Origin of the sequence: Sphingobacterium sp. (assembly GCF_039596235.1) — a bacterium.
GTDB lineage: Bacteria > Bacteroidota > Bacteroidia > Sphingobacteriales > Sphingobacteriaceae > Sphingobacterium.
On record NZ_JBCNKE010000007.1, the window covers coordinates 256,737 to 270,247 of the forward strand.

Annotated in this window: 10 protein-coding genes; 5 read left to right on the forward strand and 5 right to left on the reverse strand. The window is 45.8% G+C overall.

Annotated elements, in window-relative coordinates; genetic code table 11:
• Nucleotides 1-4: 4 nt before the first annotated feature.
• The 4 genes from ABDW32_RS15805 to ABDW32_RS15820 form a co-directional block, all read right to left on the reverse strand.
• The gene (locus ABDW32_RS15805) at nucleotides 5-1,276 is read right to left on the reverse strand and encodes a histidine-type phosphatase (RefSeq protein WP_343564056.1); all 1,272 of its coding nucleotides are present in this window, start codon (nucleotides 1,274-1,276) and stop codon (nucleotides 5-7) included.
• Nucleotides 1,277-1,330: 54 nt separating this feature from the next.
• Nucleotides 1,331-3,016: a RagB/SusD family nutrient uptake outer membrane protein gene (locus tag ABDW32_RS15810; RefSeq protein ID WP_343564058.1), complete on the reverse strand. Its 1,686-nt coding sequence runs from the start codon at nucleotides 3,014-3,016 to the stop codon at nucleotides 1,331-1,333.
• A gap of 20 nt (nucleotides 3,017-3,036) precedes the next feature.
• Nucleotides 3,037-5,988 carry a TonB-dependent receptor gene (locus ABDW32_RS15815; RefSeq protein WP_343564060.1) on the reverse strand — a complete coding sequence of 984 codons (2,952 nt, stop codon included), beginning with the start codon at nucleotides 5,986-5,988 and terminating at the stop codon, nucleotides 3,037-3,039.
• A gap of 222 nt (nucleotides 5,989-6,210) precedes the next feature.
• A complete protein-coding gene (locus tag ABDW32_RS15820) occupies nucleotides 6,211-7,833 on the reverse strand; it encodes a DUF6377 domain-containing protein (RefSeq protein ID WP_343564062.1) in 1,623 nt (540 codons plus the stop codon).
• 204 nt (nucleotides 7,834-8,037) lie between these two features.
• Here ABDW32_RS15820 and ABDW32_RS15825 point away from each other — a divergent pair, with 204 nt between their 5' ends.
• From ABDW32_RS15825 to ABDW32_RS15845, 5 genes are all read left to right on the forward strand, one after another.
• Nucleotides 8,038-8,574, forward strand: a complete 537-nt coding sequence (locus ABDW32_RS15825) for a hypothetical protein (protein WP_343564064.1) — start codon at nucleotides 8,038-8,040, stop codon at nucleotides 8,572-8,574.
• Between the two features lie 259 nt (nucleotides 8,575-8,833).
• Nucleotides 8,834-9,796: an AraC family transcriptional regulator gene (locus tag ABDW32_RS15830; RefSeq protein WP_343564066.1), complete on the forward strand. Its 963-nt coding sequence runs from the start codon at nucleotides 8,834-8,836 to the stop codon at nucleotides 9,794-9,796.
• Between the two features lie 274 nt (nucleotides 9,797-10,070).
• A complete protein-coding gene (locus ABDW32_RS15835) occupies nucleotides 10,071-10,694 on the forward strand; it encodes a hypothetical protein (protein ID WP_343564067.1) in 624 nt (207 codons plus the stop codon).
• A 242-nt stretch (nucleotides 10,695-10,936) separates the two neighbouring features.
• On the forward strand, nucleotides 10,937-11,677 hold the full coding sequence (locus ABDW32_RS15840) for a MauE/DoxX family redox-associated membrane protein (protein ID WP_343564069.1): 741 nt from the start codon (nucleotides 10,937-10,939) through the stop codon (nucleotides 11,675-11,677).
• Nucleotides 11,671-12,069: a hypothetical protein gene (locus ABDW32_RS15845; RefSeq protein ID WP_343564071.1), complete on the forward strand. Its 399-nt coding sequence runs from the start codon at nucleotides 11,671-11,673 to the stop codon at nucleotides 12,067-12,069. The genes ABDW32_RS15840 and ABDW32_RS15845 overlap by 7 nt, the downstream gene beginning before the upstream one ends.
• A gap of 79 nt (nucleotides 12,070-12,148) precedes the next feature.
• On the opposite strand, the gene ABDW32_RS15850 is transcribed toward ABDW32_RS15845, so the two are convergent.
• Nucleotides 12,149-13,510, reverse strand: coding sequence for a RagB/SusD family nutrient uptake outer membrane protein (locus ABDW32_RS15850; RefSeq protein ID WP_343564073.1), 1,362 nt, complete (start codon nucleotides 13,508-13,510; stop codon nucleotides 12,149-12,151).
• Nucleotide 13,511: the final 1 nt, after the last annotated feature.

Consider the following 13,511-nt stretch of genomic DNA (forward strand, 5'->3'; position numbering starts at 1 on the left):
GGGATTAAAACAATGACTCATAGAATTGTCTAAGATCTTTCCATCGATAATATACCCCATCCACAGTTTTGACGGGCGGAACAGTAATTTCATTTTCATGGAGTAAAATTTTCACTAGGATATCGTCTGGGTGCCCTTCCTTCTTTCTAAAAAAGACGAACTGTATATTTCCGGCCATCGGGGCAACTTTAAAATCACTCCAGGCCTCATACACCTTGTCAGGGTTCCCAACACTGCTATAACAGCCTTTAAGGTGCAGCAACATCGCCAATGGAATGATATTCCCATCGTGGGCAAATCGAAAATCAGCACCTCTCCCTCCACGCGAAATGATCTGCTCGGCACTATCCAGGATGCTGCGCAGCAAAGGTTTTGCATTCTCCATCATCATGCCCTTGCTCAATGCCGAATTGCCATCATTGAGGTAAGTTTTCAGGTTTTTGCACTTCCAGAGGTCAACGAGTTCATCTTTGGTAAAGACATCAAAGAAGCTCAACTTGGTCTCTACATTCTGTATACCTTCAGCAATGGCAAACAATCCCCACATAATCTTTTCAGCCGACATTAGCTTTTCAACAGACTTGCTACTGGTAAAGAGACCCACCATCATGCGTTGTGGCTTGACATGGGCTTTCTCAAACTTATTATATCCCGGTTTCCAAGTGTCCGCTGCCGACCGGTAGGCAACAGCCTCCTTGGTATGGTGATTGAGAAAACGCTGCCATTTCTCACCCGAATTTCGGTCAATATGTGTTTCCGGGCTAAACTCTTTGATGCGTTCGCAAAATGCATCCATACTCAGTACACAACGGACAACGGTGGTGGCACAGGCTGTTACTTTGCTGGCTTTACCAAATAGTTGGGGGTAGCTGCCATAGAGACGTGAAGCAATGCCCCGCTGCTCCCGTACACCGCGTGGCGACAGGTCGCCGCCACGCCATTGCACTTCCTTCCAAAGGATATTGAGCCGTTCTAGGACTTTCCTTCCCAAGGGGGTCAGCTCATTTTTCCGCGCCGCCGTTTCAAAAATATCGATGATGCTTTTATAATCTTCATCACTGATGAGATAACGCGAGCCGTGGCGGCCCAAATGGCTCACATAAAAAGCGCTATAACCATCCGGAACTGGGCTCTGCGGGCCTATTTCATGTTCGGGATAGGCAAAATGGACACCTCCAGCCTTTTCAATTTGGCTGAACAGTTCGGCCTTACTTGTCTGTGCTGTCGTCTGCTTTACTAAAATAAAGAGTACAAGGAAATAAAAATATCTGATCATGCTATAAAATTGTATCTGTCGTATCAACTACCGTATAAATATGCATTGGGCAACCTAATTAAAATCCGGATTCTGCTTGAGGTTAGGATTTACGGTAAACTCATCCTGAGGGATGGGAAACAACTTAAATTTATCATCCACATCCTTGCCCACATAATTTCCTGCGGCACCGTTACTTCCCTTCCAGTCCCAATTGTAGCCTTTTGTAAATTTGCCAAAGCGGATCAGGTCGGTCCGTCGCACAGATTCGGTGTATAGTTCACGCGCGCGTTCATCCAGGATAAAATCCAGATTAAGTTCTGCATCACTGATTCTCCCACTGGCTGAAGAACCATAGTTTCCAGCCAGGTAAGCTCGGTCCCGCAGTAGATTTACATAGCCCAAGGCTTCAGTTCTGGTACCCGCGGCTCCGCGCAAAATAGCCTCAGCAGCCATCAGGTAGGCATCCGCCGTCCGGAACATGGGATAGTCTACGCTGCTATACGTCGTCCCACCTTCTGCAAGATCTTTGCGATCCTTGGTTACATTGCGCCATTTGATGATAGCGTAGCCATTATTGAAATCATTTTGGAACGCTTTACCCGCTACCCAGGTTTCTTTGGTATGACCGGGCGAAAAGAACTGTGCACGCTTATCGTTTTTGCTATCTCCCCAAGTATCGGTCATATTAAAGGTCTGGTCAGCCGCTGCAAATTTGTCCAGCAGCTGCGTTTTAGCACGCGCATTACCCCAACCACGCGCCCCGATACCGGTCAGGTAATAATTGCTCATTGTACCATTGATCAATGCCTTGATCAGAAAATTAGTGCCCGCGCTATTGATTGTATTATCCTGATCCTGTACCAATGGCCAAATGATCTCCTTACATTTATCATTGTCGGCCAAAAAGATATGTCGGTAATCGGCAGCTAAGGGGTAAGTACCATCATTAATGATTTTCTTGGCGTAGGTATACGCTTTGCCATATTCCTTATTTCCAGACCATACTTCGGCATTCAGATATACCCGGGACAATAGAAACCAAGATGCCACCTGATCGACCCGTCCATATTCATTCGTACCGGGAGATTTCAATTTGGCCTGTACATCTTCAAGTTCGGCTACCACATAGTCGTAGATTTCCTTGCGTGTTTTCTGCTGTGGAATCGTTCCCACAGCCATGGTTTCATCGATAAAGGGCCCCGAGCCATACAGGTCACAAAGCATGCTATAGCAGTAGGCACGCAGAAAACGGATTTCGGCTCGGTATGCATCGATATCATCCTTGACTGCATCGTATACTGCACGCTCTTTCAATTTGCTTTCTGTTGCTTCGCGGAGGAACTCATTGCAATAGCCAATGGTCATATACAGTCTATAATAAGCATACTTGCTGATCATTGTCGAAGGATTCCAATTGACAAAGAGCAGATCCCGCGATCCCTGTGAACTACCTGAATGCAAGGCCACTTCGTCTGTTGTACATTCCTGCAGATAAAATAATGCCCGTGTATAGCCACTGTAGCCCACGTCCAGGCCACCAAGATCCCCATTGGCATCCGGCCCCTCCTGTCCATTCAGGATGAGCGAACCATAACATTTGGCCAGTACGCCTTTATAGCCAGCGGCCGTTTTATAAACATCTTCATTGATCAACTGCCGGTCGTTGAGTGGCATGGTATCGAGATCTTTCAGGCAAGAACTCAGTATTCCTGATAGCATCAAAAGGCTACCTACATATATCATTATCCTATGTTTCATGGTTTTCATTCTTAAGGAGATTAAAAGCTAAGATTTAATGAAAGGGTATAGATCCGCGGACGCTGGTAAACATTGTTGTCTAGCCCGTTGAAAAGTTCGGGATCCACTCCTGAATAGTTGGTAAAGAGCTTCACGTTCTGCGCACTCAGTGCAACCCGTAGGGCGCTGTTGTCCCTCCAAAGACGACGGAATGAGTACCCCAGGGTGATATTGTCGATCCGGAAGAATGCACCGCTCTCCAAAAACAAATCGGAGAAATAACGTTCCTGTGTAAAACCCCTTTCTAGGGCTTTCGGCGAAATATTGCTCGATACACGTTCCGAACTGAACAGATCCATCAGCGATTGACTCGCCTGTTGGTAGTTGAGCACATAATTGCCAAAACTTCCATGACCATTCATCCCCAAATCCCAGTTTTTATAATTCAAACGGGTGGATAAGCCATAGTAATAGGGAACCCGCGAACTTTTGCCCGTGACATATTTGTTGGCATCCTGCTCGCTGGTCGTGACCGAACCATCCTTGCCAATATAACTGCCTTCGATGGCTTTGCCATGATCGTCATAAGCCTGTTGGAGCAAGAAAAAGGTATTTGGTGTTTCGCCTACTTTCTGTATCTGGAAATCATTGCGGCTGATGGTCCCCGTCTTGACATAATTGTCATCCGTATCGATGGTATTGAGTTTTTTTATTGTCGCATTGCCATAGGTAAAGTTGGCGTTGACGGTCCATTCAAAATCCTCTTTCTTAACCGGACTGCCGCCCAGCGCAAGTTCTATCCCCCTACTTTCCATATCACCGATGTTAGTTTCGATAATATTGGTGAAGTTGCTTCCGGCAGGAACCACAATTTTATTCAACAGGTCCTTGGTATAACGCTGATAGATATCAAAACTGCCGTACAAGCGATTTTTAAAGAAGCCAAAATCCAGCCCAAGGTTATAGGTGTCGGTAGTCTCCCATCGGATATTCGGATCATATCCATTCGGGCGATACATATTTAGCCAATTGCTACCAAAGAGGTATCTGGCCGCATTATTGGATACCGAGTAGGTTGACAGATAGGGATGATAACCACCGATCTCCTGCTGACCGGTACGGCCATAGCTCAATCTTAATTTCAGGTCGGAGATCTTGCCCATGTCTTTGATAAAACCTTCCTCCGACAGACGGTAGGCTAATGCTGCCGACGGAAAATAACCCCATCTATTTTCCTGCGAGAAACGCGAAGACGCATCCGCCCGCAATGTTCCTGTCAATAAGAGCTTATCGGCAAAAGAATAATTGACCCTACCGAAAAACGAGATTAAATACAGAATATCTTCATCCGGAATAGAGGTATCCACCACATCTTTGACCACACTTTTAGGGTCCGTACTGTACCAGAAACGTTGCCATTCGTAGCCTGCGGTCGCATCAATCTGGTGCTTGTCCGCAATTTTTTTCACATAATTGGCATAGGCCGTGAGCATGTAGTTCGTATTCTTGTCGTTTTGCGTACGGAAAATTCCTCTTCCATCGTTACGGTTTGACGTGTACATCGATGGCGCTTTGTCCGGAACCGTCTCTTCATATTCCCGCTTGCGGACATCATACCCCAGGTTGAGGTTTAACCTGAGTTCTTTAAAACCATGTATTTTATAGTCCAAAGCAATATTACCGATCGATCGTTTGATCCGGTCGAGCTTTTCGGAAAGAAAGAGTTCGGCGACAGGATTACCTGGTGCCAACGTGATCGGCGTACCAGCATTCCGCCAGAGGTAATAGCCCAATCCCACCTGATCGGGATACTCCTCAAAAACTGGCCGTGTAGGATCAAATGAGATCGCACTGCCGATCACGCCAGTCGAAATGGGACGCTCACGCTCGATGCTCCCTTTCAGATTGAGGTCAACAGCGAGGTGCTTATTCAAGAACTTAGGGGAAATGCCGAAGCCTAAGTTTGTGCGCTGATAATTGTTTTCTTTAATGATACCATTCTGGTTGGTGTATCCACCTGATACCCGGTAAGGTGTGCCCGCGGTGTTACCTGTTAAAGAAAGATTATGATCATGGCCAAAGGCCGTGCGATAAATCTGCTTTTGCCAATCAGTATTTGCTGTCCCTAGCTGAAAATCCGTCGGTGCATTGGCTTTCTCCGCAAAGGCTTGACGGTATTCATCCGCGGACAGCACATCATAATAGTCTGCCACCCGATTGAGCGTAAAGTTGCTGCTGTAATTGAACTGGGGTTTTGACTGCCCCGAGGCGCCTTTTTTGGTTGTAATGATCACCACACCATTGGAAGCGCGCGAGCCATAGATCGCCGTTGCTGACGCATCTTTCAAGACCGTGAATGTCTCGATATCGCTTGGATTAATGGATCGCAAAGCTGAGCCGCTGCTGATGGGCACACCGTCGATCACGATCAGCGGATCATTGGAGGCCGACAGCGAAGCTCCCATACGAATACGTATCGTTCCTTCGCTACCCGGAGCCCCACTGCCGGGAACGATATTGACACCCGCGATTTTTCCGACGAGTGCATCCTGTGGCGTCACCTGCACCCCCTTATTCAATTGATCCGGCTTTAGGCTGGCGACTGCACCTGTGGCGTCCGTTTTCTTGACCTGGCCATAGCCGATCACGACCACCTCTTCCAATTCCTGGTCCGCTGGGTCGAGAAAGATATCATTTTGTACAGCACCGTTAAGTTGTATCTCCTGTTTTTGAAAACCCACATAGGAGATCACAAGGGTAACTTTCTCCCCCGCCTTAAGCTGATAATTTCCGTTGGCATCGGTGAGGATGGTACGGTCCTGCCCCTTCACTTTGATATTGGCACCGACGATTGCCTTGCCCGTCGCGCGGTTGAAAACGGTCCCCTTGACCGTGGTCATTTCCTGTCCTATCGCCTCTTGTAAAACGAGAAAATAACCGACAAGAAAAATTAGAAAAGTAAGCAGATTTTTCCGCTGTTTCAACTGTATCATAATAGTCTATAATTGGTAAAAGAAAAAGCAACAGGATATCCATTGCTTGACTATTCAAAGTTAGACCTAGACAGCTGCAATTAAAATAGAAGTAGATTCAGAAAGTAGATCAATACAGGTACAAAAGAAATACAACAAACTAAAAAACAATAAATTACTAAAAAACAGTCCTAAAAATAAAGTAGACAAAATACAGGCTTAGAGTAGGGCATCAGCGCAAAATCAACGTCCGATCTGTTCCATTTTCAGCCTAAACTCCTCCTTGTTGACCTCCAGCTTGTTCATAATTTTACGCTTGTAGTTATAGACCGTCTGTGGTGAATAATGCAGAAAATTGGCGATGCGGCTACTGTCTGGAATCCCCATCCGCATCAGCGCAAAAACGCGCAGTTCGGGTGTAAGACAATCGTCGGACTTGGGCTGAATCTGCTCCCCGGGTTTGAGCAGTTGATTGAAGTCCGCTATAAACCGTGGATATATGCTGAGGAATACCGCATCAAAATTCTGAAAAAAATCCCGTACCTCATTGGAGACCAAGTTCGTCTCGCCAGTTATTGACAGAGCCTCCTGAACCTGGCCCGCTCGCAGTTTCTTGTGCAGGTTGACCCGATAGCTTTCCAGTTTATTGATATACGACGAGCATAAGTTGAATACATAACCGATATAGGTTTCCTTGACATGGTCAGATTCAGAAAGTTTGGTATTCAGGTCACGTAGTGTAATATTGATCTCGGTCAGTTCATCGTTTTTGCTCTTGACAAGTTTCTTGGTTGATGAAATCCGTTTGAGCTGCTGGTAGATCAATATACTACTCGCCAATAAGATCAGCGACAATACCGAAATCAATATCAAATAGTTGAACAGGTTATTCCTCTCCTCTTCCATTTTTTTGTCATAGGAGGCAACAATGATCGGAAGAGCTTCCGAAATTTCGATCATCCGGAAACGGGCACGGGCAAAGGAGGCATCCTCCATGGCACAGCGGATATAGGAATAGGCCCTATCCACCTGCCCTTCCTTATACAGCAATACAGCCAGTTCACGTAGAGCGACATAGCTCTTGGCTGCCCTTCGGATGTCCGTCAGGGCCGCAAGGGTCAGATATCTTTTTTGTTCCTCTATATTGCCCAGCTTTTCGTAGGTCTTGGCAAAACGATACGCTATACTGGCTTTCTGCGCATTTTCCTCACCCGGCAGTTTATCGAGTTGTTTTAAGGCCAAAAGAGCTCCTTGACCATCTCCTTTTTCCAGTAATTTATCATTATAGGTCAAGCGATAGGCGACACTCTGGGGGTCATAAAATTGCAGCAGCGAATCCTTATAATGGCCAATGAGGGTATTATATTGTTTTTTTTCATCATCCAACAGGGCATTATTTAGCAATAAGGTATAAATAGAATGGTAGAGGTGATAGTAGTAGCCCCATTGCTCTTTGCGCAATTGAGCTTTGTCGATTTTAGCCATGATATCGAAGGTCTCTTTATAGATTCCCATTTTTCCCATGATCTCGGCAATGTTCATCTGGGATTGTAGTTCCAGCTGTCGGTCGTGCAACTCCTGTGCAAGCGATAACTTTGCCCGGGCTGCTGTAATGGCCGAGTCCAGGTTGTAGTGTTTATATGCCTCAAATAGTTTATCCGCGTAGCTGAATTTACCCGCTAAGCCGCGGTTATGATGGAATGCCTGTTTAAGTTCCTTTAAATGCTGTTCTTTTTTATTCGAAAATTCCGTCCTCTGCGCGACTGCTCTGTCGAGCTTCTGCAATAGTGAATCCACCTTTGCTTGCGCAAGGACCGGAAATAGTGTTATGGATAACAGGATCAGAAAGATAATTTTTTTCATCATACAGGCTTAAAAAAGGTAGACAAATGGTTGCGATATTCCGCGATTAATTCAAAACTACGGTTATTGTATTAAAAAAAGAACAATAAAACCAGCTTTTCCTATCCAACTCCCCAAGCTCATGCCACCGCCTTTCAGGTAACAAGTCCTGAGTACGAAGAAATTGTCCAGAGCTTTTTCGCCGGCCTCTGTGAGGGGCGGAATACCTTGCCCGAAGATGAAAGTGCGCGCAAGGCTTATCTTTTTATTGCCGTCCGAAACAACTGCCTCAAACAGATCCGAAGCGAAAAAGTAAAAAATAAGTACTTCGATCAACTCGATATGGACATGATCGAAGAACAGACGATCATGGATGCCATGATTCAGGAGGAGGTGATCAGCCAGCTGATGGAAGCGATCAACCAGTTACCACAGGGCTGTAAGCAGGTGCTGCACATGGCCATTTTTGAAAAGCGCTCCAATGATGAAATTGCCACTAACCTGACCATTTCCTATACCTATTCCAATGCCTCCTATGCCGGTGTGAAAGGCAGCTTTGGTAAAGGGCAGTATACCACATCGGACTTATTGGCAAAAGGCGTGACCGACAATAGTATCTCTTCGATTAAAGTAGGCGCAAATGTTAAAGTCACTTTATACAATGGGAATAATTTTACCGGCGACAGCCTCGTCGTGACCTCGTCATCTTCCTATCTCTCTACGTTCAACGATAAAGTATCCTCCATGAAAGTACAAAACCGTTAGCGAGGATCGAAAGTTTACGTATATAAAATTGAATCCAATCTGCGCTAATCAAAATCCCCAACAAGCCTATTGTTGGGGATTATTGTTTACACACGATTCGTCCTATATTTTGATTGATTCATACCAAATTTTCACAATTAAGTCCTATAAAAAGAACCATTCCATCGGTTAATTTTGTACCTATACGCCGAAGCAGCTGTCTATCGCCAGATTGACCGGATGCACAGCAGTAGACAGGCAATACAATTATCTTCCACGGATGGAGCAAGATTATAAACTACGTTTTTCAGAGCCCTTATTAAAGGTTACAGATATCAGTGGCAGACTGCCCGATTTTTGTCGTTACCCAGTAGCGATGGCCGGAAAGGCCAGGCGATTTGATTTCGAAGGTGCTACCCTGCTGCAACAGACGATCCATTGTGATTCTTTCACGATTGATATCTTTCAACTCGATTCGGCGGGTCCATTTGTTGTGCACTATAGCCTTGATCAGCAGCGGATCTTTTTCAATTTTGTTCTTGGCAATCCGATTGCCTTTACGACGGGGAGTGGCGAACATGTTACCTGTCCGGCCAGCTGCAGCTTCTATCTATCGGCCGAGCAGGCCGGTCTTTATCGGGCTGAGTGTTTTTCGGACGCAACAGATCTCGTCGTCGTGTCCCTAAATCCACAGTGGCTCAGCGAAGTGGTCAAGCAGTATCCGATATTCCGGGAAGCGGTATCCTTTCTGAGCGAATCGACCAATCCTTTTGATGTGCTGCCCCATTTTCGGATCGATCATGAAATCCGTAAATGGCTTCTCGGCGTGCTGGCCTTTGACCATGAGAATCCTTTTGCCGGGCTGGCCGAGCTCCAAAAATACCTGATCATGGGACTAGGTCATTACGAGAAGCTGCTGGCCAGCTCCAGTCGCACCCAGCTCTATCTGATCAAACTGCATATTGACCGAAATTATGCCGATCCCAATCTGGATATCGATACCCTACTGCGGGGCTTGCCTCAGTCTGGGACCACCGTGGTGCGGCTCTTTAAAAACGAATATGGGCATACCATCCGCAACTACTGCATCCAGATCCGTCTGCAGCATGCCCATCGGCTGCTGACAGCCGGACAGCTGAGCTTTGCGGAGGTTTATTCCCGGGTCGGCTATAGCAATGAAAACTCCCTGCGCAAAGCCTACAAGAACTACCTTGCCCAGCTTGGCGGCAACCAACGATGTTAGGCCAAGATATCCCTTTCACCATCCCTTTGGATCAGATGGACAAAATGCACCCAAGATGCCTTTGATTTGCGCGTATTTTGTTCGTTCAGTCCTTTCCTATTTTTCTTGTCCTTGCGAAATTTATGACCCAATAGTTATAAATTTAATCCACTATAGATAATGAAAAATATCTTCGTCCTCCGGACTAATTCTCCTGAAGAAGCCAGCAGCATTCTCTTATGCTTTCGGATCAACAGCCATTTATTCAATCCACATTCCAAGCCAACCATCGCGTATGAGTGCTAAGCATCACTTCAATAAAGGCCTCAAGCTCTTTTTTGCTTTCTGGGAAAAATATCATGAGCTGGACAATTTCCATTACCAATGGGCCAAAGACCACCTGAAAGTGCTTGTTGTCAAGCGCGGGGACGTACTCGAGCCGCCGGGGCATAGGACCGAGATCAGCTATTTTGTCGCTACAGGTATGCTCGCCCGTGCTGAGGATAATTCCAATACAAGCAAACGCAAGATTACCAGCCTGGCCCTCCCGAATATGGCCTTGATGAGCACGGTCCATCTGCACAGCCACAGCATCCGCCCCGGCGAAATTATCGCCCTAAGGCCCGGAATTATTATTGCTCTCCCGCATCACGTCCTGCGGCGTTTTCAGGAATACGAGAAATCAGTGGATACCCTGGTGGACGTCTTTTGCAATAAAGAGAAGCGACAGCTCATCCTGTTGCAACAGCTGCTGCGTGAATATTCATCCTTTGACCGGTACCTCAGTTTTGTTGAGCTTATGCCCGAGATCAGAGCCGTCACCTCACAAACCGAGCAGGCCGCGTTACTGGATATTTCGCGCAATACCATACAGCGGGCAAGCTATTTCCTGGCAACCCGAAAAATACGCCGAAAATAGCACGGCTATATGGAGCCAAAATCAAGGTATTTCAGTGCGCAACTTTGTGATATGGCCAGTGTACCAGGCTGGCCAGTACTTGATATAAAGCATACGAGTAAGTAGATGCTGATGCTTAGGCAGGCCGCCCAGCCAAGTCTGTACCGCGAGGTTGGGCCGCTCTGTCTTAAAAGAATTCAGGCGATCTAACGCTTTCAGGTCAAGTGGCAAGAAATATCGGCGTATACGTAAAAACAAAAACGATGAACCGCAAACAAACATACTACATTACCTATAAACTGCTCCGTGGGGCCATGCTACTTTTTTGGTTGTATGCGGGGCTGGACAAGATCTGGCAGCTGGCGGCATTTCGGATTGCATTGCAACAGCAGCCGGTGATCGGCTTCCTTGCCCCCATACTCTTTTGGCTGTTGCCAGTGATCGAGATCGGAACAGGTGTGCTGCTGGCCTTACCGGTAGGCCGGCTACAGCGCTGGGGCTGGCGATCCTGTACCCTGCTTATCCTGGTCTTTACGATCTATATCGGACTGGGGGTATTGGATGTCTATGCCCAGAAACCCTGCATGTGCACCAGTTTTCTGAGCCAGATTTCCTGGGGCACACATCTGCTTATCAATGTGGGGCTGTTGGCTTTGTCCCTTATTGGATTGCTTTTGCATCGCTCCTTGGCCGCTGCCGACTCCAGCACAAGCGGAGATCGTGCAAGCATGCTCCCGATCATATGGATCATCCTGCTTGCTAGCGCTGCATTTGGGCATATACGTAGTTGCCACAATAAAAATCAAAATCTATGGTACATCTCAGACAGTTTATCCATTCCAGCATATGACAGCGTCAGTAGGCCTATAGTAGGCAGCCTGGCATACAGATACGATCGGTACATAGGTCGGTACCGACAATTATTTACCAACGGTGTGCAGGCCAGCACCTTTACGCATCAATTGCTGGCTTGCATGACAGAAAGGAGGATAGCTATATGTTAGCTAAATTCTTAAACAATTATGGCTACATGATATTAGGCGGAGCCATGATTATTGGATTCTCAGCATTTAAAGGTGCTGAGATGTATGCAGGAGAAAGCTTAGCTCCTGTGACACTTTATTTCCACGGAAGCACCAGTTCTTCTACAGATGTGAAAAATCAATCACTTTGGACTGAGGAGACAAATGATGAGGACTGTGGCTCTGGAAATAATGCAGCCTGTGCAATGGAGGCAGACCCCTCCGATCTAACAGGCACAGTTGGATCTCGCTCTTTAAATCCGAGCAGGATCACGCTGAATGCGAACCCAGTTGGTTCGCAATTCATTCCGTCGAAAAATACAGCGGCGAGTGATCCGAGTAGTCAGCCTATATCTCCAATCAATAAGTTATAGGCTAGGAGATGCAGTATAAAAATATTTATGCTGCATGAATGCCCCGGCATCAGTTTTTGCTGGGGCATTCGACTAAAGCTTACAATGGATTTTGTTCCATTCCAGTCAGCAGAATAATATCTGTAGGCAATGGTAAAGCATACCTATTTGAATTGGGTTCCAACTCATACTTGGTTCCATTTATATACCGCATCAACTTAATGTTATCGCCATCATATTTATTATAACGTTTGATATCCATCCATCGCAATCCGCGCATAAGTAACTCTTTCCGTCGTTCTCTTTTTATCAATCGAAGAGCATCCTCCTTATTCAATCCTTTGTATGGAATAAATTCGTCCTTTTTTATTCTCTTCACCAGTAATGCATTCAGGTCATCCAAACCACTTTCCACTCTTCCAAGACGGATATTAGTCTCAGCACGTATCAAGAGTAGCTCATCGATAGCCATTCCCCCAAATAAATTAAAAGCGGACGTATAATTACCCCTAAAACTATGGAATCCATTTCTTGCTTTAAAGAACAACACTTTCCGGATATCATTATCCGCATAACTTGCATACAGCGCTGAATCCACCAGTCCATAGCTGGGATGGAGGTTTGGGTACGATGTTGTCAGCTGGGCATAAAAAATCGTCTCATTGTTCAAACGAGATATCGGATAAGGTTTCAATAGATCTGTGGAAGAAAAGTCGTTATAATCGATCAAATCTTTCTTTACCTTCAAGACCTTATCTGCATAATAAAAAGCACTATCGTACTTCGCAATCGAGAGATAAGTCCTGCTCAATGCTCCATAGCAGACTATTTTTGATGGGCGCATAGGCGATTCAGCGAGTTCAGGCAGTAATCCTGACGCCGTTACTAAATCTCCGATTATCTGGCGGTAACAGGCTGACACGGTACTACGTTTCGAGGGTACTGATTGATCAGAAGTCTGCCGCAATACAATTCCCAAATCTGCATCTGAGGTTTTTGCATCCCAAGGTTTGGCATAGATCCACATTCCTTGAAGATATTGGTAAGCACGATAAAACAGTGCTGCTCCTTTAATTTTATCTTTTTCACTTTTTATACCTTCAACCTTGGGCAGTGCATCCAGCACAACGTTAACCTGATATACTGGGACGTACATCAACGCCCAATCATCTGGATAATTGTACGGGAAACCTGTCCATGTATAAAATCCTCGGGACTGATCATCCACAGCATTAAATTCCTTTTCGGTAAAGAAATAATCATCCGAATGGATATCTCCAAATACGGGAACATTCATGTTCATATCAGTCGAATTATCTAATAACCCTTGAAGACTTTCTACCGTATTCGGGCTTTGGAGCGCAAAATTTGATTTTTCTTCCAAAAACTTATTACACGACAGCAAAGAAAACAAGAGCAGCCAAACTGCCAGCATCCTGATTAGGTTATCATTTATTTTCATG

What these genes read in the sequence shown, in the direction of transcription:
- ABDW32_RS15815 (WP_343564060.1), bottom strand. Translation starts at nt 5,988, where the DNA reads ATGATACAGTTGAAACAGCGGAAAAATCTGCTTACTTTTCTAATTTTT.
- ABDW32_RS15845 (WP_343564071.1), top strand. Translation starts at nt 11,671, where the DNA reads ATGTTAGCTAAATTCTTAAACAATTATGGCTACATGATATTAGGCGGA.
- ABDW32_RS15840 (WP_343564069.1), top strand. Translation starts at nt 10,937, where the DNA reads ATGAACCGCAAACAAACATACTACATTACCTATAAACTGCTCCGTGGG.
- ABDW32_RS15830 (WP_343564066.1), top strand. Translation starts at nt 8,834, where the DNA reads ATGGAGCAAGATTATAAACTACGTTTTTCAGAGCCCTTATTAAAGGTT.
- ABDW32_RS15810 (WP_343564058.1), bottom strand. Translation starts at nt 3,016, where the DNA reads ATGAAACATAGGATAATGATATATGTAGGTAGCCTTTTGATGCTATCA.
- ABDW32_RS15805 (WP_343564056.1), bottom strand. Translation starts at nt 1,276, where the DNA reads ATGATCAGATATTTTTATTTCCTTGTACTCTTTATTTTAGTAAAGCAG.
- ABDW32_RS15835 (WP_343564067.1), top strand. Translation starts at nt 10,071, where the DNA reads ATGAGTGCTAAGCATCACTTCAATAAAGGCCTCAAGCTCTTTTTTGCT.
- ABDW32_RS15820 (WP_343564062.1), bottom strand. Translation starts at nt 7,833, where the DNA reads ATGATGAAAAAAATTATCTTTCTGATCCTGTTATCCATAACACTATTT.
- ABDW32_RS15850 (WP_343564073.1), bottom strand. Translation starts at nt 13,510, where the DNA reads ATGAAAATAAATGATAACCTAATCAGGATGCTGGCAGTTTGGCTGCTC.